The organism is Prochlorococcus sp. MIT 0801, assembly GCF_000757865.1.
Taxonomy (GTDB): domain Bacteria; phylum Cyanobacteriota; class Cyanobacteriia; order PCC-6307; family Cyanobiaceae; genus Prochlorococcus_B.
The window spans coordinates 214602-238962 of the sequence record NZ_CP007754.1 but is presented as its reverse complement, the minus strand read 5'-3'; the positions used below and the strand labels follow the sequence as shown (position 1 = coordinate 238962).

Here is a 24361-nt window from a genome sequence, read left to right as displayed (position 1 = left end):
ATTGTGGATCTTCGCTCACCCAAGCTACATAAAATATTAGACACATGGATTGAGGAAGATCTCGGCGACGGAGATCTCACAAGATTTGTCCTCAGCGACAGAAGTGCATCAGCGCATTGGGTTGCGAAAGAGGATGGGACTTTTTGTGGTGGAGATCTGGTCAAACTTATATTTAGAAAAATTGATCCTAAAGTTGATATTCAACTTCTCATAGAGGATGGTCAGAAATTTGGAAAGAATCAAAGACTACTAGAATTAAAAGGATCTTCCTCTTCCTTAGTAGCAGGAGAGCGAGTAAGTCTGAATGTGGCCATGCATCTTTCTGGTATTGCTACATCGACAGCTCTATTGGTAACTGAACTATCAGGATCCAAGGTGAAGTTAGCAGACACCCGTAAAACAACTCCAGGGATGAGAGTATTCGAAAAATATGCCTTTCATTGTGGTGGCGGCATTAATCATAGACTTGGATTAGATGATGCTGCCATGTTGAAAGAAAATCATATTGAATGGTCGCAGGGGATTAGCGAGAGTATCAAAATCTTAAAAAATACTATTCCATGGACAAAAAAAATAATAGTCGAAGCAGAAACACCCTCCCAAGCGAAAGAAGCTGTAGAAGCAGGGGCTGATGGAGTTTTACTTGACGAAATGCCTGTTCAAGCCATAGAGAAATTAGTTCCAGAATTACGTCAACTTTCAAAAAATAGTAAGTCCAAATACGTCTCCCAAAATATTGTTATTGAAGTTTCTGGAATCAATCCAAATAATGTATCAGACTATATTTTTACAGGTATTGATCTAATCTCAACTAGTGCGCCAATCACTAAAAGCAAATGGATAGATTTCAGTATGCGCTTTGACTAAAAAATGAATAAACAGTTTTCTAACAACCTCTAAAAATCCTAAAAGTAACTACCTAACCATAAACATCATGCTTGAAATATCCGCCAGATTAGAAGAAGCACTTAATAGAGCTTTCATCAAAGTATTCCCACAAGAGGATCGAAGTTCAAAAACTTCTTCAGTACTTACAGGTTCTAATTTAGTCCCCGCATCCAAGCCTGAATTTGGAGATTTTCAAATAAATTGTGCTTTATCACTAGCAAAAGAAATCAAACGACCTCCCCGTGATATTGCACAACAAATAGCGAATCAACTACAAAAAGATAATGATTTCATTAGAATATGTGATCCACCAGTAATTGCAGGTCCAGGTTTCATAAACCTATCCATAAATTCAAAAACACTTATATCTGAAATCCATTTTCGTTTAAATGATCAAAGATTGGGAGTGCCTCTAAAAAAATTCAGTACTGACAAAATAGAAGAGGGGAAAAGTAATAACCGCGTGATTATTGATTTTTCCAGTCCAAATATTGCTAAAGAAATGCATGTTGGGCACTTACGATCAACAATTATTGGAGACTCCCTCGCACGGGTTCTTGAATTCTGCGGTTATGAAGTCTTACGACTCAATCATGTAGGGGATTGGGGTACACAATTTGGCATGCTTATTACTCATCTAAAAGAGGTTGTACCAGAGGTACTCCATACAAAAGATGTAGTAGAAATAAGCGATCTCGTGAATTTCTATCGTCAAGCAAAGAAAAGATTTGATGAAGATCTAATCTTTCAAAATAAATCTAGAAGTGAAGTTGTTAATTTACAAGCAGGTGACAAAGAAAGTCTGATTGCTTGGCAATTACTCTGCAATCAATCCAGAAAAGAGTTTCAAAAGATCTATGATCGACTTGATATCAAGCTGACTGAAAGAGGGGAATCCTTTTATAACAAATTTTTAGTAGATGTTATTAATGATTTAAAAAATAAAAAATTACTAATAAATGATCAAGGAGCTCAATGTATTTTCCTTGATGGCTTAGTCGGAAAAGATGGTAAACCTCAACCAATAATTATTCAAAAAAGTGACGGAGGTTTTAATTATGCAACCACTGATTTGGCAGCGATTAAATACAGATTAACTATCCCTCCGCATGGAGATGGAGCATGCCGTTTAATTTATGTCACAGATGCCGGGCAAGCATCACATTTCTCTGGAGTTTTTCAAATTGCAAAGCTTGCAAATTGGATTCCTACAGATTGTCAAATCGAGCATGTTCCCTTTGGTCTCGTTCAAGGAGAAGATGGTAAGAAGTTAAAAACTCGTTCTGGTGAGACAATTAGACTAGTAGATCTTCTTGATGAAGCAATTCAACGAGCAAGAGACGATCTTAAAAATCGTCTCAATACTGAAAGCAGATCCGAAAATGAAAATTTTATAGATAAAGTTTCTACTACTGTCGGGATTGCATCAATCAAGTATGCGGATCTAAGCCAAAATAGAATTTCTAATTACCAATTTAGTTTTGACAAGATGCTTTCTTTGCAGGGTAATACAGCACCATATTTACTTTATGCATTGGTACGAATTGCCGGAATATCTCGCAAAGGTGGTGATTTAAATGTATCAAGTCAGAATATTCAGTTTAATGAATCACAAGAATGGGACTTAATTCGCAAGCTATTGCAACTTGATTCTATTATCGCTGAAGTAGAAAAAGAACTGCTTCCTAATCGTCTATGCGGGTATTTATTTGAATTAAGTCAGACCTTTAACAGATTCTATGATCAAGTTCCTATTTTAAAAGCAAGTGAACCTTCAAGAGCCAGTAGACTTGTTTTATGCTCTATCACTGCAGATACACTTAAACTGGGGATGAGTTTGCTAGGCATCCCCACTCTGGAGAGAATGTAATGGAAAACATAGAAAATTCATTTGTTGATCTACCAAACCCCAGGAAAGATATCGAGGATTTACAGCCATATTCAGCACCACTGGAAGGAAGACGAAATTTACTAAGACTAGACTTTAATGAAAACACTATTGGACCAAGCCCACTAGTACTTAAATCTCTCAGAGAAATAAGCAGAGATGAAATCTCTGTTTATCCTGAATACTCAGGTTTAAAAGAAAAAGTAGTAGAGAGTCTCATCAAAAAAAATTCAAATGTGAATATCAACTCATCTGAAGTTGGTATTTTTAATGGAGTAGATGCAGCAATAAATGCTATTTTTCACGCATATGGCAACTTTGATGATCTAATGCTAACAACATCGCCTACTTTTGGATATTATACTCCTTGCGCACAAATGCGAGGAATGCAAATCAAAGCAATACCTTATGAGGGAGGGGGATTTCAATATCCATTTGAGAGTATTTGCGAATTCCTCACGCAAAATAATCCGAAAATTTTACTCATCTGCAACCCCAATAACCCCACTGGAACAAGATTAAGCCCAGAAAGAATTATAGAAATCAGCAAACTTTCATCTAAAACACTCGTTGTTGTGGATGAACTTTACGAGGCGTTTACAGGTGATAGTGTTCTGCCATTTGTAAATTTCCAAACAACACCTAATCTTGTTGTATTAAGATCGCTTTCTAAAACTGCTGGTTTAGCAAGTTTAAGAATTGGATTTGCTATTGGTCATTCTAAAGTAATTAATATAGTTAATAGAGTTACTGGTCCTTATGACGTCAACAGCTTTGCCGTGATCGCTGCTTTTGCAGCACTTAAAGATCAATCTTATATTGACTCATATGTACAGAAGGTGCTTGAGGCTCGTAATTGGATCAAGGATCAATTCGAGAAGCACCACGTCAAGCATCATATTGACGGAGGAAACTATTTTCTACTTTGGCCAAAATCAAAACCACAACAAGTTGAGCAAAAGCTAAAATCATCTGGAATTCTAATTAGAAATATGGATAAGAAAAAAAATTTAAAAGGCTCTATCAGAGTAAGCATAGGAACCATTGACCAAATGAAAAGATTCTGGTCAGCTTTCAGAATTGTCGACGAAGTATAGCTCAAATAATTTGATAACGTCTACAAAGCATAAGACAATCTAGGTAGCTTTTGCTATATCTAGGAAATTAGAAAGTAGCTTATGACCAGCTTCAGTTAATACACTCTCAGGATGAAACTGTACGCCGTATATGTGCGGATAATCTTTATGAGATATTCCCATGATTGTTTCATCCTCTAACCAAGCTATAACCTCTAAGCATTCTGGAAAACTCTCTCTCTCGGCAATTAAGCTATGGTATCTAGTTGCTACTAAGGGATTAGGCAAGTCTTTAAATATTCCAGTACCTCTATGCAAAACATTAGATGTCTTGCCATGCATTAATTCTTTGGCTCTGATTATTTTCCCTCCGAACGCTTGTGTAATAGCTTGATGACCAAGACAGACACCAAGGGTGGGTATTTCAATTGATAACTCAGATAAAATATCCAGACAAACTCCAGATTGATTGGGATCTCCTGGACCAGGAGATAACAAAATCGCATCAGGGTTTAAATCTTTAATCTCACTAATCGTGAGAGCATCATTACGTTCGACTCTTACTTCTGATGCAATAGGATGCTGAGAAGATAATTCGCCCAAATATTGAACGAGGTTATAAGTGAAACTGTCATAATTGTCAATCACCAAAAACATAATTTTTAAGCCATTAAACTCCTAACTGTTTAAGTAATGGAGGAAATAATAATAAAACAGCAATCAGCACCGAACTGATTGAGGCTACTAAAACTGCCCCAGCTGAACAATCTTTAGCGATTTGCGCGAGAGGATGAAATCGTTTCCCAATGGCCAAATCAACAGCAGATTCAATCGCTGTATTAAGCAATTCAACTACTAATACACTAGTGGCTGTAAGGGCCATTATTGCCAAATCACTCTTATTAAGGCCTAAAAAAAAGCTTAAGCCAAATGCACCCAATGCAAAACCAACATGAATCCGAAAATTTCTCTGGGTCGAGAAAGCATATTTTAAGCCTTTAGCTGCATATAAAAAGCTTGTTGGTAGATCTTTAGCTATCTTCCAAGATGACCTTTTATTGGCTCTTTGAAGAGTTTTAGACATGTCCCTAACTTCTCTCTTAGAGTCATTCGATATCTCAGGAACCATATTTTTGACTCTTCAACTCTTTATTTTAAAGAATACCTCTAATATCAAGAAGTTGCTCTTGAATCAAAAGCATTTTATTAAGGCTCTCTTCGTCGCTATGGTCCCAACCCAAAAGGTGTAAAAGACCATGAGTGGCAAGCCATCTTAGTTCTCTAAATAAATCAGCATTATTATCTTTGGCTTGCCTGATTGCTGTCGGGACCGAGATAACTATGTCACCCAATTCGATACATTCATTACTTACACCAAAGAATGTCTCATCAATTATGGGAAATGAAAGCACATCTGTAGTTTTTGATTGACCAAGCCAAGCATGATTCAAATCAAGAATTTTCTTATCATTAGTTAATTCCAACCCCAAGCTAAATTGAGACGAATTTAGGACTATTTCCGGACACTTCAATGCTGAATTTACTTGTATAAATCTAATCCAGCTCCCTATCTCCTCAATCCATTTACTTGGATTTTTCATCAACTCTAAAGTGTCACTGTTCACAAAGACATCCAGATCTTGAACTGGGAAGGGTGTAAAACAAAGATCTACATCTAATTTATCAGAACTTGTCGAGGAATTTCCCATAAAGTTATTGAGGGATATGAGGTTTACCAAGCACAGCAACTAAAAGAATAAATCCAAGGAAACCCAAAGCTGTTAACCCAAAATGAGAAAGGCTTTGACTACCTTTCCGAACCATATTTTTCATCGCAAGTTTGACAAAACTTGGAGGTGGGGTTGCTTTCTTGGTGACGTCATCAGAAATAATTTTATTATTCATATTTAGTTGATTTATGATTCTTCAATATTTTGCCTTAAAAGAGACTGAATAAAAATATCGATTTCTCCATTCATTACTGAATCTACATCAGTTGTCTCTTGTTCAGTGCGTAAATCTTTTACCATTTGGTACGGGTGAAAAACATAATTTCTAATTTGATTGCCCCACGCAGCTTCAACAATATCCCCCCGAATATCAGCAATCTCTGCAGCCCTTTGCTCTAATGCTATGACCATCAATTTGGATTTTAATAGTGCCATTGCCTTGTCTTTATTTTGAAGCTGAGATCTTTCTTGTGTGCATCTAACGGCAATACCCGTAGGCACATGAAGAATTCGAACCGCAGTCTCAACTTTATTTACATTTTGTCCACCTGCACCACCTGAGCGACTTGTTGTAATTTCTAAATCCTTTTCAGGGATCTCAAGTTCAACCTCTTCATCAAGTTTAGGCATAACTTCAACTCCAGCGAAACTAGTTTGTCGCTTTCCATTTGCATTGAAAGGGGAAATCCTGACTAAACGATGAGTTCCTTTTTCATTTTGTAAAAAACCATATGCGTAAACACCTTCAATTTCGATAGTGACACTTTTTATTCCAGCTTCCTCTCCCTCAGAAAGTTCATTAATGATCACTTTCATACCATTATTTTCAGCCCAACGGGTATACATCCTTAGTAGCATTTGAGCCCAATCTTGGGCATCAGTTCCGCCAGCACCAGCATTAATGGATAGAACTGCACCCTCCTTATCATAGATGCCACTTAAGAGGCGCTCCGTCTCCCAACGATCAAGTTCTTGTTTTAATTTCTCGAGCCCATTGTGAGCCTCAGAAAGGATTTCTTCATCCAGATCTAACTCATAAAGCTCTAACGAGAGATTTGCGTCCTCAATAGCCCCCCTCCATGTAATTAATTTTTCTAACTGTGCTTTAACCTCATCAAGTTGACGCATCTGTTTTTGCGCATTTTGAGGATCATTCCAAAACTCAGGTTGCGATGCAACTTGCTCTAAATCCTTTTGTCTAGCAAGTAATGCAGGTTCGTCAAAGACAATCCTGGGCTGTACCCAGGCGAGAAGTCAATAAAGAAAGGTCTCTTTTAAAATCAGTCAGGTCTTGCAAGCGAAGTAATAGAATCAATACATTAAAAGCTATCAGCATATCCACCCAAAAACTATAAATGAACAGATCAATTCCCGATTCAGGCATTACTACAGTGGAAATATACACCTGGAGATTTTGCCCGTTTTGCTTACGTGCCAAAGCACTACTTAATGAAAAAGGAGTCCAATTCACAGAATATTCTATTGATGGAGACGATGGTGCAAGAACAAAAATGTCTGAAAGAGCCGGAGGCCGCAGAACTGTTCCACAAATTTTTATCAATGGAAAAAGTATTGGAGGTTGCGACGAGCTCTACGAACTTGAGAGAAATAACGAATTAAATGAACTGATTGGAATTAGAAATTGATTCATGAAACAACTATTTGTTTTAGATCCAATTGAAAATATCAATCCTAAGAAGGATTCATCAGCAGCACTTATGCAAGCCGCATCAAGAGCCGACATAGATGTTTGGATCTGTACTCCCTCGGACCTGCAAGCCCGAGGAGACGATGCATGGGTCGTTTCTAACAAGGTCAATTGTGAACCATGGATCAATGTCCAGTCACCTCGAAGCCTTCCTTTAAGAGATTTCTCATGCATTTGGATGCGCAAAGATCCACCTGTTGACGAGGCTTTTTTATACGCCACTCATTTATTAGAAGTTGCAGAAAGAGATGGTGTCAATGTAATTAACAAGCCTGCATCACTTAGAGCTTGGAATGAAAAGTTAGGAGCTTTAAGATTTAGCGATTTAATGGCTCCCACTCTTGTCGCAAGTAGGGTGGAACAATTAATTACATTTGCAAAAGAGTATGGAGAAGTTGTCTTAAAACCACTTGGAGGGAAAGGTGGGCAAGGAGTCATACGAATTGCAAAGGATGCTCCAGGCTTAGAGGCATTACTCGAACTGGTTACTTCACAAGAACATTTGCCAGTGATGATGCAACAATTCCTACCAGAAGTAATCAATGGCGATAAAAGAATCCTTTTAGTTAATGGAGAGCCATTAGGTGCAATTAATAGACGTCCAAAGGAAGGAGACTTCAGAAGCAACTTGGCTTTAGGTGGAAAAGCTGAGACAACTAAATTAACTCCCAAAGAAATAGAGATATGTAATCAAATAAAGCCCGCTTTACAAGAGGAAGGTCTCTTTTTTGTTGGAATAGATGTGATCGGAGGAATGCTAAGTGAGATTAATGTGACGAGTCCAACTGGTATTAGAGAAGTAGAGAACCTAATGAATGTGCCATTAGCAGATCAAGTAATTGATTACCTTATAGATCATTTGAACAATTAACTCTATCTAAATTTAATTGATTTCTTAAAACTTCAAATTTCAAAGCTACTTCTTGCATTTCCCCCTTAACAGTTGAACCTTTTACTAAACCAGCGCCAGCAAATAATTTAAGTTCATTAGCTCTAAGCTGTCCATAACGTATGGCAACCCTAAATTCTGAATTTTGATTTTTATCTATCCACCCAATTGGAGAAGCATATGTTTTACGGTCAAATGGTTCTAAAGCTCTCAACCAACTCAAAGATTTATTCAGAGGTAATCCTGCAACAGCAGGGGTTGGATGAAGTGCTTCAACTAAATCAAGAGGAGATTTCTCTTTAACAGAGGCTTGAATAAGAGTATGCAAATGAATTAAATGGTCTTGAGTCATTAATTTTGGTTGAGATGGATAACTTGCTTTAATACCTCTTTTTAAAAGTTGTTCGACAATAGAATTAACTACAAAATGGTGTTCTCTTAAATCTTTAGAGGAAGCAAGCAATTCTCTCCCATCATCACCTTTTTTTGCAGTACCAGCTAAAGCATCGATTAATAACTGATTTTGATTGAGACTTATCAATCTTTCAGGCGATGCACCAAAAAATGACTCATCATGATTTTTTTGCCATAGGAATCGACAACTATTAGTTTGCTGAACTCTTAAACGAGCAAGTAAATGCAGTGGATCTAATGGTTTTCTTAGGGAGAGATGTTGTCTCGTAGCCAATACAAGTTTATCCAAATCACCTGCATTTATTAATTCGATCCCTTTAGCCAACGCATCTCGATATTGCGATTTCCAATCATCTGAGAAATTATCGACTAAGAAATTTTCTTTTTCATCATTGACAATTCGGACTGGTGATTTATTTATCTTTTCTCGAATTGACCATAATTTTTCTATAGCTTCACGAACATCTGAAGGATTTTGGGCAACTGAATTTAAACGTAACCATGTTAATCCATCTTTTGCGGTTAATTGCCACTTAGGCAAAACAGCCTGTAGGGAAAATTTATCATCTATTGATTTTTCATTACTTTTAATTTGATCAAAGAAAGAAAATGAAAATAAAATCCTTGAGGCTGAAAATGCTGGACTTGGAGAAATTTCTATTAATCGAGTAAAAATCTCATCACTAAATCTTTGTGCATTTTCAAACCTCTTTGGTCCAGATAAATCCAAAGATTGACAATGACCTCCGGCAGAAAGGCACAATCCGGGAGAGAGATCCCAAAGAAATCTAAACTGATGTTTTTCAGCAATTAAAGGTAATGTCGTTAAAGGATCTGTTTGACTTACAGGAACAGAAATGCTCAAGATACATTCATCAACTTTTCTTACACTCCATTTCTGAAGAGAACTAACTAAAAGCTCACTAAAGACGGGTTCTAAATTCATAACCAATTAGACCCTTTATAAATAAATAAACCAATGCATGAACTGCTGCCTAGTCTTAAGGGATACACCAAGAAACAAACAGGAAGGATTAGTTTATCAGTGAAGTCTTCTACAACTGACAGAAAACATCTTTGGCAAGCTGCAATTAAGTGGCCATTGTATTCAGTCGCAATAATGCCCGTAATTGTATCTGCAGGATGGGAGCTAGGAAATAGCGGCAATATTCGGCTGGGACAATTCATCGGTTTTCTAATTGCCTCAATCTTGATCTTGCTTTGGGAAAACCTTACCAATGATCTTTTTGACGATGAAACTGGTGTTGACAAATACAAATTCCACTCGGTAGTAGCTTTAACTGGTAGTAAAAGCACTGTAAGTCGAGTTGCATATTTTTCTCTTTTATTAGGTTTATTTATAATATTTATCCTCGCTCTAAAAAGTAAAATAACAGTACTTTTTTTAGTCATAATTTGTTGTTTCCTTGGATATTTATATCAAGGGCCACCATTTAGACTGGGGTATAAGGGGCTGGGAGAACCCCTTTGCTGGATTGCATTTGGACCACTTGCGACAGCTGCAGCACTAATTGTTATTTCTCCAAAATCTAATTTTGATACCACCCCCTGGGGAACTTCACTAATTGTTGGAGCAGGTCCCGCCATGGCGACCACTTTAGTTCTATTCTGTTCGCATTTTCATCAAATCAATCAAGATGCTGCTGTCGGTAAAAAATCACCCTTAGTTATTTTAGGCACTCATCGAGCGGCAGAATTTTTACCGTGGTTCGTTGGTCTAATATTTTTATTAGAATTACTACCTGTACTACTTGGAATATGGCCAATAACTACTCTTATATGTTTAATTAGCCTTCCTTCAGGATTAGATCTTATTAAATTAATTAAAAGACATCACAACCAACCTGAGCGTATTAAAAACAGTAAGTTTTTAGCTTTACGCTTTCAGACAATTAATGGTTTATGCTTGAGTATAGGTTTTGCTATATCCTCATTTTTTTATAATTAATTTTTGATTTTATTGAATCATGAAATTAATAATTAATATCAAGCCATTTTCATTTCAACTAACAAGAAAGTTAATAACCTCGCAAGGAATTATTCATAACAAGGTAGGTTTATTGTTGCAAATAAAAGACTCAAATGGAAATTACGGATGGGGGGAAGTTTCACCTATTGAGAAAAAGGAATTAGAAAAAAGTATCGAAAGTCTTGATTTTATTGGGAAACAAACTACAAAAGATTCAATAGAAAATTATTTATTTGAATTGCCAGGCGCACTTGCTTTCGGATTAGGGTCCTGCTTAGCCGATTTAGAAAGTCTCACTCAAAGGAAGTTAAATCTTGAAGGTTTTGACGTCGCAAAATCAACTTATCTTTTACCTACAGATATTGATCCATTAGAGTCAATACGTAAATATGTAGATGAATCAAATGAGAAGAAAAGTTCTTGTACAATAAAATGGAAAGTATCTCACCTAGAAAATAACTTTAAGGAAGAAAAAACATTACAAAAAATCTTAGACATTTTACCAAATAATTTTAAACTTAGAATTGATCCAAATGGAGGTTGGAGTCGCCAAAAAGCACAAGAATGGATTAACGAACTCAAAAACGAACCTCGTTTGGAATGGATTGAACAGCCACTCCCATCAAAAGATATTGAAGGTTTATTTTCATTGGCCACTCAAATTCCAATCGCACTAGATGAATCTTTGGTTGAATTTCCATATTTACGAAAAACATGGAAAAGTTGGCAAATACGTCGCCCTGCATTAGATGGGGATCCTAGATTACTGTTAAAAGAAATAGAACAAGAAGATAGTCAAACAGTCATAAGCACAGCTTTTGAAACTGGTATTGGGAGAAGGTGGGTTAATCACCTCGCTGCCAGACAAGTCAAAGGGGGAAAGCCTTGTGCACCTGGACTTGCACCTGGATGGTGCCCAAAAGGCCCACTCTTCAACAACAATCCGAAATTAGTCTGGGAAGCCGTATGACCAAAATTGCAGTTGTAGAATGTATTCCTGAAAAAAACCTGGACTGTTCAAAAGAAATTTTAAAGAATTTTGAAAAGCATAACTGGGTATATCTAGCGCCTCCAAAAGATCAAACGAAAATCCCCACATCGTCAACCTTACCTGAAGGAGAAGGAATAATCATTTCAAGCGGGGGCAGCCTTGGAGGGCCAAATCTTTGTTTCCAATCACTTAAAAATCTCACTAATTCGGCTTTATCAACCGGAAAGTGGTTAAAGAATCATGGCCTTAAGCCAAATGAATGCATCATTCTCAATTCACTACCTTTGCATCATATAAGTGGTTTCATGCCTTGGTGGAGACATCAGACTTGGGACTCTGGGTATTACTGGATTTCAAATTCTATAATGCATAAACCACTTCAACTTAAGCAATTTAGTGAAGCATTAACTAATAAACATAGACGTCCATTAATTACATCCCTAGTTCCAACTCAATTATTATCTTTGATAGATAATACTGATGGTTTAAAATGGCTTCAATCCCTTGCTGTGATATGGGTTGGAGGAGCTTCCATCCCTATAGACCTTGCTGAAAAAGCACGCAGAAAGTCTATTAATCTAGCTCCTTGTTATGGGGCCACCGAAACAGTAGCAATGGTGACTTGCCTTAGTCCTAAAGACTTTTTAAATGGAAGTAATAGTGTTGGGTTCCCTCTCGAAGATGTTGAGATAGAAATCAACAAAAGAAATTCACTTAAGATTAAAACCAGTAGAATTGCAACTTCAAAATGGAAGACTAATAAATTCGAATCAATTAAAGACTCAAATGGATGGTGGGAAGCAGGCGATCTAGCGCAATACATCACTCTCGACAATAGAAAAGCAATACAAATCCTAGGTAGAAGAGATTCAGCTATAAATTCGGGCGGTGAAACGATTTTTCCAGAAGATATCGAAATGGAATTAATGAAAATAATCTCAAAAAATCAAATCCCAATTAAAGATATTTTTGTACTAGGAGTTAGTGACAAGAAATGGGGACAACGTTTAGTTGCATTAACAAAATTCAAAGGGAAAGAACTAAACAGATATCCAATCATTTCACTTCTGAATGATCTCATTGAAGACTGGCAACCATCCAAAAAACCACTGAACTGGTACGATTGTCCAAAACTTTCAAGAAATATCAATAAAAAATGGGAAATAAAAAAATGGCAAGATTGGATAGCCTTTAATAAACCTATTAACTAAAAATTCGAACTAGAATCATGAAGCCACAAATTTATTTGTTTAGATAATGCACATTTTTTTCTAGTAATTGGATTTATCGATACATGTTTTATATTTGTCGAACCGATTTGCTCTCCATTCTTTTTAAATTTAAATCTAAGTACAAATGAAGACTCATTTATCTTCTCTGGATACAGTTCGATATTGATAGTATCTCCCACATAAAGTGGTTGAAAGTAATTTGCTTCACAATGAACCACTGGTAAAGCTACATCCAGTTGGCTTGTATTGATTTGGGTTGAAGGGAAAATTTCTTGTAAAACTATTCCAAATTTTTCTAAACTTTCTTCCCAAGTTTCATGACACCATCTGAACAATTCAAGGAAATGCACCACACCAGCAGCATCTGTCTCACCAAAACGAACTGTTCGATTCAAACATAACCATTCTCTAGGATTACGCTTTTCCAAAAGACCTATCTATCAACAGAACCCATAATCACATCGATCGAACCTAATATAGCCATTATGTCAGCGACCTTAGCTCCCTTAAGTATGTGAGGAAGTATCTGCAAATTATTAGAATCAGCTGCTCTAATTTTAAACCGCCAAGGAGTTACATCATTATTACCTTGAATAAATACCCCTATTTCACCTTTGCCAGACTCAAGACGTGTATATAATTCACCATTAGGGATCTTAAAAGTAGGTGCCACTTTCTTCGCTATATATTGATAATCAAACCCCGACAAATCACCTTTTTTTCCCTCAACTGTTCTTTGTGCCTCAAGATTTTCTGTTGGCCCTCCAGGAATCATCTCACAAGCTTGTCTTAATATTTTCAATGACTGTCTCATTTCTTCAATACGAACTCTATATCTTGCATAACAATCTCCCTCTTTCTCCCATGCAATATCCCATTCAAAATCGTCATAACATTCATAGTGATCTACTTTTCTCAAATCCCATGGAACACCCGCTGCCCGAAGCATTGGGCCAGAAAGGCTCCAGTTAATCGCTTGTTCTTTCCCTATGACTCCTAAACCTTCTATACGTCTTCGAAAAATAGGGTTATTGGTTATCAATTTTTCATACTCATCAATTTTGGGACCAAACCAGTCACAAAAATCTTTGCATTTTTCTAACCAGCCCCAAGGTAAATCACATGCAACGCCTCCAATACGGAAATAATTATTATTAATCAATCTTTGACCAGTTGCAGCCTCCCACAAATCGTAAATCATCTCTCTTTCTCTAAAAATATAGAAGAAAGGAGTTTGCGCTCCTACATCAGCCAAAAATGGGCCTAACCATAGTAAATGGTTAGCGATCCTATTCAACTCAAGCATTATCGCTCTGATATAACTTGCTCTCTTGGGTACCTTTATATTTGCTAAACGCTCAGGGGCATTAACAACAATGGCTTCATAAAACATACCAGCCGCATAATCCATACGGCTTACGTATGGAACAAACATGACGTTTGTTCTATTCTCAGCAATTTTCTCCATCCCTCGATGCAAGTAACCAATAACTGGTTCACAATCAACAACATCCTCTCCATCAAGGGTTACGACCAATCGCAACACCCCATGCATTGATGGATGATGTGGCCCAAAGTTGACCACCATTGGCTCCGTACGCGTTTCAAGCTGCGCCATTGGGCCAAAACAAAGCAATGTCTAAATACTAGTGAAAACTTATGAAAGAAGGGCCAATTAGTTCAAGTTCTAACTTTAATCATGTCCCTGTAATGGGGAAAGAAATAATTCAATCACTAAAGGAATTGCCAAGTGAATTGACAAAACAAGGATTAATTATTGACGCCACAATTGGAGGAGGGGGTCATTCAGCTCAAATACTAGAAAATTTCCCAGGAATCAAAATTATTGGGCTTGATCAAGACCCAATGGCAAGAGAAGCAGCATCAAAAAAATTAATAAAATTCGGGACAAGAATAAAAATAATCTCTACGAACTTCGCAGACTTTTCACTTGATGAACAAGCCATTTGCGTCTTAGCGGATCTTGGTGTTAGTAGTCATCAACTGGATGAGCCTTCAAGAGGTTTTAGTTTTCGTTTAAATGGTCCAATAGATATGCGAATGAATCCCGAAGAGGGTTCAAGTGCAGCCGAACTTATTGAAACTCTCTCTGAGCAAAATCTAGCTGATTTAATATATGAATTAGGCGAAGAAAAACGATCTAGGCGTATTGCAAGAAAAATAAAAAATGATCTAGCTGAAAATGGATCATACTCTGGAACTCAAGACCTTTCTTATGCAATTGCAGGCTGCTTCCCCCCCAAGCAAAGATATGGTCGAATTCATCCCTCAACAAGAACTTTTCAGGCTTTAAGAATAGCTGTGAATAATGAATTAGGCTCTCTCGAAAGTTTACTTTTAAAAGCTCCAAACTGGTTGTTAGAGAATGGATTATTTATGGTAATGAGTTTTCATTCACTAGAAGATAGAAGAGTAAAATCGAGCTTTAAGACAGACAATAGATTGAAAGTACTATCTAAAAAGCCTATCAGAGCAAGCCCAGAAGAGATAGAATTAAACCCAAGAAGTAAAAGTGCAAAGTTAAGAATTTCTGCAAAGAAATTCTTAACTTAGGCTTAAATTATTGTCTAAGATTAATCACTATATTCGTAATAATATTAATAGCCTTGTTGATATCTTTCTCCGTAGTATTTCTCCCAATACTCATCCTTATTGACGCCTCAGCATCTTTTTTGCTGAGCCCTATCTCCTGCAGAACATGAGAAGCTTCACCATTACTACAAGCTGAACCACTAGTACAAAAAATAAACCTTCTTAATTGACCATGCAATTGACTTCCCTTCACGCCAGGGAAAGTGATATTGAGATTATGAGGCAATCTTTGATCAATAGATCCATTAACTATCAATCCAGAAATATTCTTTTTTAATCCACTCAACAATAAGTTTCTAAAAAACAAAAGTCTCTTGTTCCTCTCATCCTGATCATTTTTTGTTATTTCGACTGCCTTTGCAAAGCCAACAATTAACGGGACAGGGAGCGTGCCAGATCTTAATCCAAGCTCCTGACCTCCTCCATATTGAGAAGGTTCAAGAGGGAATCCTTCCCTAATCACCAAAGCCCCAATACCTTTAGGTCCATAGATTTTGTGAGCACTCAAACTCATCAAATCAATGCGAAATTTATCGGGATCTAAATCTAAGTATCCAAAGGCTTGAGCGGCATCAGAATGAAAAGCGATTCCCTTTCTCTTACAAAAAGATCCAATGTCACCAATAGGTTGCAAAACCCCTATCTCATTATTTGCAGCCATGACGCTAACCAGAAAAGTATCTTTTTCAAAAGCTTCAGAAAGTTGTTCAATATTGATTAAACCCTCTTTATTCGGTTGCAATTCTGTCAAGCGAAACCCTTCTTTTTGAAGCTGCCTAAGCGGATCAAGGACTGCATGATGTTCAGTTGCAACGGTAATTATGTGTCCAGGTTTTCCAATCAGTTGTGCTTTAGCTCTTGCATGTCCAACTAAACCCAAATTATTCGCTTCTGTTGCCCCACTAGTGAAAATTAATCTTTTCGGATTGATATTCAAATATGAAGCTATTTTTTCACGAGATACTTCAACTGCAGCTGAAGCAAAAACACCGGATCGATTATTAGTATTAGAGGGATTACCCCACAACTCATTCCAATAAGGAGCCATCTCCTCAACAACCTTCGTACAACATGGTGTTGAAGACTGAAAATCAAAAATTAGGTGATTATTATCCATTGATTCATTCGTTAATCTAAATAATAAGAGAGGAATAAAGGTTAATATCCTCCTGAAAGCTCTAGAAGTCCAATTTTATGAGTGACCCCAATCCATCAACACAAGAAATTTCTCAAACTCCAAGGATATTACTTGTCGATGACGAGCCCGGTTTAAGAACTGCTGTTCAGGCCTATCTTGAAGATGAAGGTTTTCAAGTTACAACCGCTGTCGATGGAGAAGAGGGATGGGAAAAAGCTCAAAAAATGATCCCTGATGTAATTATCAGTGACGTCATGATGCCTAGATGTGATGGTTATGGGCTTTTAAACAAAATTAGAGAAGATGAAAGACTTGGAGGTACACCTGTCATTTTCCTTACTGCTAAAGGTATGACTGCTGATAGGACTCAGGGTTATCAAGCAGGTGTAGACGATTACATGCCAAAACCATTTGATCCAGATGAGCTAGTTGCAAGAGTTAAGAATGTAGTTCAGCGGCAAGAGCGACTATTAACTGAAGCAGCCAGATTTGCTAATGCTGATGTTGGCCAAATGGCAAAACAGATTACAGAAATAAAATCAATGCTTAGCCATGGGGATAAAAACCACTCACGCAAAGATGATTCGATTCCTAATTTCACCCCAAGAGAGGCAAGCGTTTTGCAACTAGTAGCGGAAGGTTTAATGAACAAAGAAATTGCAAGACAACTTGAGACTTCTATCCGCAATGTAGAGAAATATGTGAGTCGATTATTTATTAAAACCGGTACTTCCAGTAGAACAGAACTAGTTAGATATGCACTTGAAAATCATTTAGTTACCTAAATATGTTTTGAAAAATTAAAATTTTAGTTCTCTAGGATTTCACAAATTCTATTAATTTCGAAAAATAAAAAGGAGCTTGATTCAACTTGCTTTTGACAACTTTAAAGCCAGATTGCTTTGCAGCTTCGATAATTCCGGACTCCCTTAATGTATATGCCCTAGTAGTTTTACTTGGTCCGGGGAATAGCTGACCAATACCTTTCAAAAGGGCTAGTAAAGGAGTATAGGGGGCAAAGCTAACAATTAATCTCTCATCAGATAATTCACATAGATGTTTCACCATTGCCTCAGCCTCCTGTTGAGGGTAGTGAATGAAAACATCTAAGCAAACAACTGTATTAAATGAACCTTTTAAATTTTCTAAATCAGATGTTCGAAAATTCAGCTTATTGAAGTCCAAACCTTCTTCCTTTGCCCTACTTTTTGTCTCGTTTATCATGGCTTCAGAAATATCACTTAAATGAATTGATTTAGCACCCAATTTTGCCAATGGAATACTTAAACTACCAACACCACAGCCAGCATCACAAAAACTTTTATCCTTGATATTGTCATACTCTTTCAACCAACTAATGACATCATCAACTGTCTTTTGGTGACCTATCCTTATATTTTTTTGCACTTTATTTACATCATCACTTTCGCTATATATTCGATTCCATCTATCAAACCCAGTCCCATTAAAATATTCAGTGACTTCCGCCTTTTCATTTTTCTCAATTTGCGTTGTCATTTAATCAGATAATTACCTCTTACCAATCTTACGCAGCCAACTGCCAAGACAACTGATGATTACAAGAATTCATTTTCCATCTAAGTAAAGACTTAATATTCTTTCCAATAAAAAAAGATTTTGCAGTCATTTTGTTCTGACTTAATACCATACGTGGAGCAAGTGTTGCCATCCAAATAGCAGCAGAGGGATCATTAATCCAATTTGCTATTTTTTTGCATGCGTCTAGTAAAGGCAAAGTGGAACCTGCAATTGTTTCATTTGGAAGTCTACATAAACCATTTTCTACTGTTATCAAGCGTTTATCCCAATTAAACGATCCATCTCCTAAACCATAAGCTGATATTGCATCGCTAACTAAAACAATTTGCTTTGGTGCAAGTATCTTTAAAAGCCTAATCATATCTGAATGAACATGAACACCATCACCTATCAATCCTAGGAAAATATCGTCTCTTCTTGCAGCCGCTCCTATAGGTCCAATAGCTCGATGATGTAAACCTTTCATTGCATTAAAAGTATGCGTAATCATGCTCACACCATTATTAAAAGCTTTTATGGCTGAATCAAAATCAGCTGAAGAATGTCCCAGTGAGACAACGATATTTAATTCTCTTAGACGAGAAATTACATCCAAAGAACCTTTTAATTCTGGAGCCAATGTCATTAGTGCTATGTCGTCCTCAAATCCCTTTATTCTCTCATTTAAGGCAGAAATACTAGGTCTACAAATACTTCCTGTGTCATGTGCTCCAGAATATGTCTCACATAAAAAAGGTCCTTCCATATGGGCGCCAAGTAGTCGACATCGATTTGTTGAAGTATATTTTTTCGTTTCCTTTAAGACCTCCATTCCTAATTGAAATTGATCTAGAGAACAACTAACAAAAGTTGGACAAATTCCTTCAACTCCATCTAGCCAAAGTTGATCAAGCAATGTTAATAATTTAGGTATTTTATTAAAATTTAAATCTGTAAATGAGATCCCTAAACCTCCATTCATTTGAAGATCAATGGCTCTAGGACTTAGCCAATCTCCATGCCAATCTTCGTCATAACTTGATTCCTTCTTGCAAGTTTTATCAATAGAAAGAATAATTCCATGTTCATCTAAAACTAGTGAAAATAAATTCTTTTCATCTTCGCTTTTCTCTGGTTGAGGTACTTTAATGTTTGTAATTTTTCTCATTTCTTAAAAACTAAAAATAATTAATGCAGAATTCTTAAATAATTGGCATTATAAAAATGAGATTTATAGAATTGACAATTGTCTTTAACTGAAGCTAATACATTTAAGCAAGTAGCTGTAGTAATGGGTAGTGATTCAGATCTTAAAACTCTTAAGCCTGCGGTGGCAATTCTAGATCAATTTGGCATATCTAATGAAGTAAGGATTCTGTCTGCTCATAGGACTCCAAAAGAAATGATGGATTTTGCTCAAATGGCAGAATCAAATGGTTTTGGAGTGATAATTGCTGGGGCTGGCGGGGCTGCTCATCTACCAGGAATGATCGCATCTCTTACAACTCTTCCTGTCATAGGCGTTCCCGTCAAGAGCAAGGCACTATCAGGGATAGATTCAATGTATTCAATCTTGCAAATGCCCTCAGGCATCCCCGTAGCAACAGTTGCCATAGAAGGGGGCCTAAATGCTGGCCTTTTAGCTACTCAAATTTTAGCCATCAACAATACTGAATTAAAGAATAAATTAAACGCCTACAGATGTGAGCTGCACGACCTTGTCGTTAAAAAAGATCACACACTTAAAGAGATTGGAGCTATAACTTATCTAGAAAAAATGTAATTAATTTTCCATTAACTTAGAAATTTTTGAAATAATCTTTCTTTCAACAAGCAAATTAATAACTATATCTACACATTGATCAATCTCTAGATTTCCAGTATCAATTTTCAATTCTGGAGACTGAGGTTCTTCATAAGGACTTGAGATTCCAGTAAAATCTTTGATGTCTCCGTTTCTTGCCTTGGCATAAAGCCCTTTTGTATCTCTTGTTTCACAAACCCCTAGATCAGCTGAACAATATATTTCTATAAAATCATTCTCTCCAACTAAAGATCTTGCATTATCGCGATCGACTCTAAATGGAGATACGAATGCAGTTAAAACAATGATTCCAGCGTCAAGAAATAGTTTAGAGACTTCGCCAATTCTTCTGATATTTTCTTCCCTATCAAGATCAGAAAATCCCAAGTCTTTGCATAAACCATGTCTGATGTTGTCACCATCTAAAACATAAGTTGAATAACCATCTTTGTGTAGAGCTACATTTACTGCATTGGCTAGTGTGCTTTTTCCAGAACCAGATAGACCTGTAAACCAAAGTATTGCGCTGCGATGTCCTCTTTGCTGAGATCTAGCTTCTCTATCAACTGAAGATTGGTGCCAAACTATATTGGTGGCTTTTGATAGAGGACTTTGAGAGTTTTGTTCCATGAATGCAGACTAATTGTTTACTATTCTCCATGTTGATCGACACAGTTTATTGTTAACCTCCACTTTGTTTTGGCCTAAAACCCTCCTTTAAAAGAAAATTCTGAGCTTTTGATATTTGATCTCCTTGTAACTCTAAAAAATCACCTTTAACAGCCCCACCTGTTCCGCAAGCTATTTTTAAATTCTTAAGAATTTTTTTTGCCTCTACTTGCTCTAATTCAAGTCCTTTGATGACAGTAACAAGTTTTCCTTTTTTTCCAGATCGAGTTCTTTCTAAACGAACTTGTCGCTTTCCTTTAGGAGTAACACTATTTTGAGTGTTACTCCCTATTGTCTTAAGAGGGTCATTAAACTCACTCCAGCCACCTTTGGACATTTTTTGCTTTTTGGCTGGTAATTATTTTCTTAATCTAAGGTGACAGGTACACTCCCAACACAATTTAAAGATTCGGATTTATCTCCTTTAACAAGGCCAAATGCTCTTGGTCGATTTGGTAAGTATGGGGGGCAATATGTTCCTGAAACTTTAATACCTGCTCTTATTGAATTAGAGCAAGCTGCTAAAGAAGCATGGAAAGATTCTTCATTCAATTCAGAACTAAATCATTTACTAAAAACATACGTAGGAAGATCAACTCCTCTTTATGAAGCCACAAGACTAACTGAACATTACAGAAAAAATACATTAAAAGGTCCAAGGATTTGGCTTAAAAGAGAAGATTTAAATCACACAGGCGCACACAAAATAAATAATGCACTTGGGCAAGCTCTTCTTGCGATTCGGATGGGGAAAAAAAGAATTATTGCTGAAACTGGAGCTGGTCAGCATGGAGTTGCAACTGCGACAGTCTGCGCTCGTTTTGGATTGGAGTGCATTATCTATATGGGCAAAGAAGATATGAGAAGACAAGCCTTAAACGTATTCCGAATGCAATTGCTTGGAGCCTCAGTGAGGCCAGTAACAAGTGGAACAGCAACACTCAAAGATGCAACCAGCGAAGCTATTCGGGATTGGGTTACTAATGTTGAAACGACTCATTATATTCTCGGTTCAGTTGCAGGCCCACATCCATATCCAATGTTGGTCAGAGATTTTCACGCAGTTATTGGAGAAGAAACAAAGCAACAATGTAAACAAGCTTTTGGGCGGTCTCCCGATGTTCTTCTTGCTTGTGTTGGTGGGGGATCGAATGCGATGGGTCTTTTCCATTCTTTTGTTGAAGACAAAAGTGTGAGAATGATTGGAGTTGAAGCTGCGGGAGATGGAGTCGAAACAGGTCGCCATGCAGCGACAATTACTGAAGGAAGAATAGGAGTGCTCCACGGCGCGATGAGTCTCTTACTACAAGACAAAGATGGGCAAGTTGAGGAGGCTCATTCCATTAGCGCAGGTCTTGATTATCCAGGGGTTGGGCCGGAGCATAGTTACTTAAAAGAAATTGGACGTGCTGAATATGCTGCTGTTACTGACACTGAAGCCATAGAAGCGCTGCAATTAGTTAGTAAATTGGAAGGTATTATTCCTGCTCTAGAAACTGCTCATGCATTTGCCTATCTAGAAAAACTTTGCCCAACTCTCAATCATAATTCTGAAATTGTCATTAACTGCTCTGGCAGAGGGGATAAAGACGTGAATACAGTTGCTGAAAAACTAGGATCAGAAATATAAAATAACAGCTTATTAATACCTTGGAACAGATTGATCAACATCTGTGCTCCAAGCATCTATTCCTCCGACAAGATTCCAAACACTTTTAGCTATTCCTTGTTCTAGAAGCCAAATACCAAAATTCAGACTTCTCACACCCGCATGGCAAATAACGACAACAGGCTGATCCTTCGGCAACAGTTCACCTATTTTGTCTGACCAGTTTGCAGCCTTGCTCAAAGGTAGATGTAATACTGAGAATGAAAATGAGGCAATAGCAATTTCATTATCCTCCCTCACATCTACAATAAATGGTTTTTCAGAAGAATCATCTTCTAAAATTTTATTTAACTCTTTTGGAGATATATTTAAAGGAATATTCTGGTTCATATTTGTGATTCTAAGTAAAGATTAAACTTTCTATTATCAAAGCTCAAAAAGGATACAAACGCTCAAATAATGACAAATGAAATCACTTCAATCTTATTTTTTAATATCTGCAATAGTAATTTTATCAATTTTGACTGGGATATTTATCTGGCGCAATAAGCATCTTACGCAAATCCCTAAGTTCAATGAAGAATCATTCAATGCTCCGGTTTCCTCAAAATATATACCAAAGAATACTGATCTCGTATTCCACTGGAAACTGAATCCAGGCTTAATTCCAAAGTACATCGAAAATTATCAAGATAAAGTTAGTAAACACGCCATAAACAAAAAAGTAAGTTTTATCAGAGATTCCTCTTTTCAATTAATTGGCTTTAATTTTGCAAAAGACATCTCAAAATGGGTAGGAGATTATGGGAGCTTTGCAGTATTTGATTCAAACAAAAAAACTATAAATGATTGGTTGATGGTCTTAGCAATAAAAGAAGATGTAAATATTAAACAAGAATTAGAATCTATTTTAGAATCAAAAGTTGTTGATGAGAGTACTAATCAAAGCAATAAAATCAGCACCTCAAAAACAGAAATAATTTCAAAACAAATTAATTTAAACAACTCAATCTACTTTGCAAATGATGAAGATAATCTTTTAATATCATCCAATCCTAATATCATACAATCTTCAATAGAAAAATTAGATAGCAATATAATAAATACAAAAAAAATGTATAAGAATATTCAATTAAAGGATAATCTTAAAGACGGATTGTTATTATTAGAAATGTCTCCAAAAAAGATTTTAAATCTTATTGGTCAAGAAGAAGATTTATTGAATATAAATAATGTAGATAATTTACTATCTTCTGTAAATGTAGATAAAAATAAATTAAATATAGAAGGGATATTAGCTTATAATGTTCAGACTAAAATGCCAGTTAAAGATATTAATTATAATTTAATTGATATAAAAAAAGAATCTGAATTGCCTGAAGATTTCATATTGGTTGACAACCCCAAGCAATATTTCCAGAAAGATTCTTTCCATCCATATCAAAAGCTCATAGCATCTCTTATTAAAGAATCAACAACCTCAGATTATTCTAAGCTCTTTAAAATAATTCTTGAAAACTCTCAAGGAAATTTGATTTGGATAAATGATAAAGACTGGTTAGTTTTAACTAGGAAATCTGATACGAGCAAGGCAGAGATAAATGATATACTAAAAAAAGAAAACTTTTTGAATTCAAGTCTAGATTTTAGAAGCAGAAAGCTAGAAATTTGGTCAAAAATAAGTACAAATGAAAATAAAAAATATGAGCTAAAAGAGAACATTGAGGCAATTGTCGAAGAAGATGACAAGACTTACATTTGGAGTCAAAACTTATCTTCTATTTCAAATTTTGATAATACAGCTTACCTACAGAATTATTCAGATAATGAAAAGAAGATAGAAGAAGTTAATGATTTTAATGATGTACTGAGAATACATTTAGGGGAAAAAAAAACTAAGGCAATTTTAAATAGTTTCTATCCATATATCTTACTTAAAACTATGTTAGGAAATACACTAACCACCCCTCAGAATATTGATATATCTATTGCAGTCCCTACAATTAATTATCCAGACTTCATTAAAGTTAAAATCAACTTAAAAACAAGTTAATAAAAAGTTTAAAGTGCTATATTAAAATCATAGTTTAATTCTATAAAATACAGTTCAAGTTGAAAATTTTTCAATTGAACAGAAAAATTGTTTTGCAGGAGCTAAAGCCATAGATAACGAAAAAAAGACA

The 24361-nt window shown here is 36.2% G+C and carries 27 protein-coding genes; 13 read left to right on the top strand and 14 right to left on the bottom strand.

What is annotated here, in order from left to right; all coding sequences use genetic code 11:
* Positions 1 to 3 precede the first annotated feature (3 nt).
* The 3 genes from nadC to EW15_RS01225 all read left to right on the top strand — a co-directional run bounded on the left by nadC (position 4) and on the right by EW15_RS01225 (position 3873).
* Entirely contained in the window at positions 4 to 867 is an 864-nt protein-coding gene (gene nadC / locus EW15_RS01235; protein WP_038650964.1) for a carboxylating nicotinate-nucleotide diphosphorylase, read from the top strand.
* 67 nt (positions 868 to 934) lie between these two features.
* The gene (gene argS, locus EW15_RS01230; protein WP_038650962.1) at positions 935 to 2758 is read left to right on the top strand and encodes an arginine--tRNA ligase; all 1824 of its coding nucleotides are present in this window, start codon (positions 935 to 937) and stop codon (positions 2756 to 2758) included.
* Positions 2758 to 3873 carry a histidinol-phosphate transaminase gene (locus EW15_RS01225; RefSeq protein ID WP_038650959.1) on the top strand — a complete coding sequence of 372 codons (1116 nt, stop codon included), beginning with the start codon at positions 2758 to 2760 and terminating at the stop codon, positions 3871 to 3873. The genes argS and EW15_RS01225 overlap by 1 nt, the downstream gene beginning before the upstream one ends.
* 39 nt (positions 3874 to 3912) lie before the next feature.
* On the opposite strand, the gene EW15_RS01220 is transcribed toward EW15_RS01225, so the two are convergent.
* The 5 genes from EW15_RS01220 to prfB form a co-directional block, all read right to left on the bottom strand.
* Positions 3913 to 4509: an aminodeoxychorismate/anthranilate synthase component II gene (locus EW15_RS01220; protein ID WP_011823042.1), complete on the bottom strand. Its 597-nt coding sequence runs from the start codon at positions 4507 to 4509 to the stop codon at positions 3913 to 3915.
* 13 nt (positions 4510 to 4522) lie between these two features.
* Positions 4523 to 4981, bottom strand: a complete 459-nt coding sequence (locus EW15_RS01215) for a diacylglycerol kinase family protein (protein ID WP_038650956.1) — start codon at positions 4979 to 4981, stop codon at positions 4523 to 4525.
* A 25-nt stretch (positions 4982 to 5006) separates the two neighbouring features.
* Entirely contained in the window at positions 5007 to 5561 is a 555-nt protein-coding gene (gene ybeY, locus EW15_RS01210; RefSeq protein WP_038650953.1) for an rRNA maturation RNase YbeY, read from the bottom strand.
* A gap of 4 nt (positions 5562 to 5565) precedes the next feature.
* Positions 5566 to 5757 carry a DUF3285 domain-containing protein gene (locus EW15_RS01205; protein ID WP_011294182.1) on the bottom strand — a complete coding sequence of 64 codons (192 nt, stop codon included), beginning with the start codon at positions 5755 to 5757 and terminating at the stop codon, positions 5566 to 5568.
* 11 nt (positions 5758 to 5768) lie between these two features.
* Positions 5769 to 6918, bottom strand: a protein-coding gene (gene prfB / locus EW15_RS01200) for a peptide chain release factor 2 (protein WP_156095783.1) whose coding sequence is annotated in 2 segments (ribosomal slippage) — positions 5769 to 6803 and positions 6805 to 6918 — 1149 coding nt in all. Because the reading frame shifts where the segments join, the coding sequence is not laid out codon by codon here.
* A 19-nt stretch (positions 6919 to 6937) separates the two neighbouring features.
* On the opposite strand from prfB, the gene grxC reads away from it, so the two are divergent.
* Both grxC and gshB read left to right on the top strand, forming a co-directional pair.
* Complete coding sequence (gene grxC / locus EW15_RS01195; protein WP_011294180.1) at positions 6938 to 7228, top strand: glutaredoxin 3; 291 nt, start codon at positions 6938 to 6940, stop codon at positions 7226 to 7228.
* A gap of 3 nt (positions 7229 to 7231) precedes the next feature.
* Complete coding sequence (gshB, locus tag EW15_RS01190) at positions 7232 to 8161, top strand: glutathione synthase (protein WP_038650947.1); 930 nt, start codon at positions 7232 to 7234, stop codon at positions 8159 to 8161.
* On the opposite strand, the gene EW15_RS01185 is transcribed toward gshB, so the two are convergent.
* On the bottom strand, positions 8139 to 9539 hold the full coding sequence (locus EW15_RS01185; protein WP_038650944.1) for an isochorismate synthase MenF: 1401 nt from the start codon (positions 9537 to 9539) through the stop codon (positions 8139 to 8141). The genes gshB and EW15_RS01185 overlap by 23 nt on opposite strands.
* Before the next feature lie 33 nt (positions 9540 to 9572).
* Here EW15_RS01185 and menA point away from each other — a divergent pair, with 33 nt between their 5' ends.
* Genes menA through EW15_RS01170 form a run of 3 tightly spaced genes read left to right on the top strand, consistent with a single transcriptional unit; the run spans position 9573 to position 12785 of the window.
* Entirely contained in the window at positions 9573 to 10562 is a 990-nt protein-coding gene (gene menA, locus EW15_RS01180) for a 2-carboxy-1,4-naphthoquinone phytyltransferase (protein WP_052041144.1), read from the top strand.
* 19 nt (positions 10563 to 10581) lie between these two features.
* Complete coding sequence (gene menC / locus EW15_RS01175; protein WP_038650941.1) at positions 10582 to 11553, top strand: o-succinylbenzoate synthase; 972 nt, start codon at positions 10582 to 10584, stop codon at positions 11551 to 11553.
* On the top strand, positions 11550 to 12785 hold the full coding sequence (locus EW15_RS01170; RefSeq protein ID WP_038650938.1) for an AMP-binding protein: 1236 nt from the start codon (positions 11550 to 11552) through the stop codon (positions 12783 to 12785). Before menC ends, EW15_RS01170 begins: the two co-directional genes overlap by 4 nt.
* Here EW15_RS01170 and EW15_RS01165 read toward each other — a convergent pair.
* Together EW15_RS01165 and EW15_RS01160 are read right to left on the bottom strand one after the other, a co-directional pair.
* Positions 12782 to 13234: an acyl-CoA thioesterase gene (locus EW15_RS01165; RefSeq protein ID WP_038650935.1), complete on the bottom strand. Its 453-nt coding sequence runs from the start codon at positions 13232 to 13234 to the stop codon at positions 12782 to 12784. The two genes, EW15_RS01170 and EW15_RS01165, sit on opposite strands and share 4 nt — an antisense overlap.
* A 5-nt stretch (positions 13235 to 13239) precedes the next feature.
* On the bottom strand, positions 13240 to 14424 hold the full coding sequence (locus EW15_RS01160) for an NAD(P)H-quinone oxidoreductase subunit H (protein WP_038654961.1): 1185 nt from the start codon (positions 14422 to 14424) through the stop codon (positions 13240 to 13242).
* A gap of 41 nt (positions 14425 to 14465) precedes the next feature.
* On the opposite strand from EW15_RS01160, the gene rsmH reads away from it, so the two are divergent.
* On the top strand, positions 14466 to 15380 hold the full coding sequence (gene rsmH, locus EW15_RS01155; protein WP_038650932.1) for a 16S rRNA (cytosine(1402)-N(4))-methyltransferase RsmH: 915 nt from the start codon (positions 14466 to 14468) through the stop codon (positions 15378 to 15380).
* A 7-nt stretch (positions 15381 to 15387) separates the two neighbouring features.
* Here rsmH and EW15_RS01150 read toward each other — a convergent pair whose 3' ends face one another.
* Positions 15388 to 16536 carry a cysteine desulfurase family protein gene (locus EW15_RS01150; protein WP_038650929.1) on the bottom strand — a complete coding sequence of 383 codons (1149 nt, stop codon included), beginning with the start codon at positions 16534 to 16536 and terminating at the stop codon, positions 15388 to 15390.
* Positions 16537 to 16613: 77 nt separating this feature from the next.
* Between EW15_RS01150 and EW15_RS01145 the strand changes: the two genes are divergently transcribed.
* On the top strand, positions 16614 to 17342 hold the full coding sequence (locus tag EW15_RS01145; protein WP_038650926.1) for a response regulator transcription factor: 729 nt from the start codon (positions 16614 to 16616) through the stop codon (positions 17340 to 17342).
* 31 nt (positions 17343 to 17373) lie between these two features.
* Here the strand turns inward: EW15_RS01145 and bchM are convergent, their stop codons facing one another.
* Both bchM and EW15_RS01135 read right to left on the bottom strand, forming a co-directional pair.
* Positions 17374 to 18075 carry a magnesium protoporphyrin IX methyltransferase gene (gene bchM / locus EW15_RS01140; RefSeq protein WP_036904679.1) on the bottom strand — a complete coding sequence of 234 codons (702 nt, stop codon included), beginning with the start codon at positions 18073 to 18075 and terminating at the stop codon, positions 17374 to 17376.
* Between the two features lie 28 nt (positions 18076 to 18103).
* Entirely contained in the window at positions 18104 to 19264 is a 1161-nt protein-coding gene (locus tag EW15_RS01135; protein ID WP_011823026.1) for an N-acetylglucosamine-6-phosphate deacetylase, read from the bottom strand.
* A 78-nt stretch (positions 19265 to 19342) separates the two neighbouring features.
* On the opposite strand from EW15_RS01135, the gene purE reads away from it, so the two are divergent.
* Positions 19343 to 19879 (top strand): 5-(carboxyamino)imidazole ribonucleotide mutase, encoded by a 537-nt coding sequence (gene purE / locus EW15_RS01130; protein ID WP_011294167.1) that lies wholly within the window; start codon positions 19343 to 19345, stop codon positions 19877 to 19879.
* Here purE and cysC read toward each other — a convergent pair whose 3' ends face one another.
* Together cysC and EW15_RS01120 are read right to left on the bottom strand one after the other, a co-directional pair.
* Complete coding sequence (gene cysC, locus EW15_RS01125; RefSeq protein WP_038650923.1) at positions 19880 to 20530, bottom strand: adenylyl-sulfate kinase; 651 nt, start codon at positions 20528 to 20530, stop codon at positions 19880 to 19882.
* Between the two features lie 52 nt (positions 20531 to 20582).
* Positions 20583 to 20906 carry a translation initiation factor gene (locus EW15_RS01120; RefSeq protein ID WP_011294165.1) on the bottom strand — a complete coding sequence of 108 codons (324 nt, stop codon included), beginning with the start codon at positions 20904 to 20906 and terminating at the stop codon, positions 20583 to 20585.
* 39 nt (positions 20907 to 20945) lie between these two features.
* Here EW15_RS01120 and trpB point away from each other — a divergent pair, with 39 nt between their 5' ends.
* Entirely contained in the window at positions 20946 to 22199 is a 1254-nt protein-coding gene (trpB, locus tag EW15_RS01115; protein WP_038650920.1) for a tryptophan synthase subunit beta, read from the top strand.
* Between the two features lie 12 nt (positions 22200 to 22211).
* Here the strand turns inward: trpB and EW15_RS01110 are convergent, their stop codons facing one another.
* Complete coding sequence (locus EW15_RS01110; RefSeq protein WP_011823023.1) at positions 22212 to 22568, bottom strand: rhodanese-like domain-containing protein; 357 nt, start codon at positions 22566 to 22568, stop codon at positions 22212 to 22214.
* Between the two features lie 76 nt (positions 22569 to 22644).
* Here EW15_RS01110 and EW15_RS01105 point away from each other — a divergent pair, with 76 nt between their 5' ends.
* A complete protein-coding gene (locus EW15_RS01105) occupies positions 22645 to 24231 on the top strand; it encodes a DUF3352 domain-containing protein (RefSeq protein WP_038650916.1) in 1587 nt (528 codons plus the stop codon).
* The last annotated feature ends 130 nt before the right edge of the window (positions 24232 to 24361 follow it).

Excerpts from the sequence above, each read along its gene's own strand:
- argS (WP_038650962.1), top strand. The coding sequence starts at position 935 with ATGCTTGAAATATCCGCCAGATTAGAAGAAGCACTTAATAGAGCTTTC.
- EW15_RS01225 (WP_038650959.1), top strand. The coding sequence starts at position 2,758 with ATGGAAAACATAGAAAATTCATTTGTTGATCTACCAAACCCCAGGAAA.
- EW15_RS01220 (WP_011823042.1), bottom strand. The coding sequence starts at position 4,509 with ATGTTTTTGGTGATTGACAATTATGACAGTTTCACTTATAACCTCGTT.
- EW15_RS01215 (WP_038650956.1), bottom strand. The coding sequence starts at position 4,981 with ATGGTTCCTGAGATATCGAATGACTCTAAGAGAGAAGTTAGGGACATG.
- ybeY (WP_038650953.1), bottom strand. The coding sequence starts at position 5,561 with ATGGGAAATTCCTCGACAAGTTCTGATAAATTAGATGTAGATCTTTGT.
- EW15_RS01205 (WP_011294182.1), bottom strand. The coding sequence starts at position 5,757 with ATGAATAATAAAATTATTTCTGATGACGTCACCAAGAAAGCAACCCCA.
- grxC (WP_011294180.1), top strand. The coding sequence starts at position 6,938 with ATGAACAGATCAATTCCCGATTCAGGCATTACTACAGTGGAAATATAC.
- gshB (WP_038650947.1), top strand. The coding sequence starts at position 7,232 with ATGAAACAACTATTTGTTTTAGATCCAATTGAAAATATCAATCCTAAG.
- EW15_RS01185 (WP_038650944.1), bottom strand. The coding sequence starts at position 9,539 with ATGAATTTAGAACCCGTCTTTAGTGAGCTTTTAGTTAGTTCTCTTCAG.
- menA (WP_052041144.1), top strand. The coding sequence starts at position 9,573 with ATGCATGAACTGCTGCCTAGTCTTAAGGGATACACCAAGAAACAAACA.
- menC (WP_038650941.1), top strand. The coding sequence starts at position 10,582 with ATGAAATTAATAATTAATATCAAGCCATTTTCATTTCAACTAACAAGA.
- EW15_RS01170 (WP_038650938.1), top strand. The coding sequence starts at position 11,550 with ATGACCAAAATTGCAGTTGTAGAATGTATTCCTGAAAAAAACCTGGAC.
- EW15_RS01160 (WP_038654961.1), bottom strand. The coding sequence starts at position 14,424 with ATGGCGCAGCTTGAAACGCGTACGGAGCCAATGGTGGTCAACTTTGGG.
- rsmH (WP_038650932.1), top strand. The coding sequence starts at position 14,466 with ATGAAAGAAGGGCCAATTAGTTCAAGTTCTAACTTTAATCATGTCCCT.
- EW15_RS01150 (WP_038650929.1), bottom strand. The coding sequence starts at position 16,536 with ATGGATAATAATCACCTAATTTTTGATTTTCAGTCTTCAACACCATGT.
- EW15_RS01145 (WP_038650926.1), top strand. The coding sequence starts at position 16,614 with ATGAGTGACCCCAATCCATCAACACAAGAAATTTCTCAAACTCCAAGG.
- bchM (WP_036904679.1), bottom strand. The coding sequence starts at position 18,075 with ATGACAACGCAAATTGAGAAAAATGAAAAGGCGGAAGTCACTGAATAT.
- EW15_RS01135 (WP_011823026.1), bottom strand. The coding sequence starts at position 19,264 with ATGAGAAAAATTACAAACATTAAAGTACCTCAACCAGAGAAAAGCGAA.
- cysC (WP_038650923.1), bottom strand. The coding sequence starts at position 20,530 with ATGGAACAAAACTCTCAAAGTCCTCTATCAAAAGCCACCAATATAGTT.
- EW15_RS01120 (WP_011294165.1), bottom strand. The coding sequence starts at position 20,906 with ATGTCCAAAGGTGGCTGGAGTGAGTTTAATGACCCTCTTAAGACAATA.
- EW15_RS01110 (WP_011823023.1), bottom strand. The coding sequence starts at position 22,568 with ATGAACCAGAATATTCCTTTAAATATATCTCCAAAAGAGTTAAATAAA.
- EW15_RS01105 (WP_038650916.1), top strand. The coding sequence starts at position 22,645 with ATGAAATCACTTCAATCTTATTTTTTAATATCTGCAATAGTAATTTTA.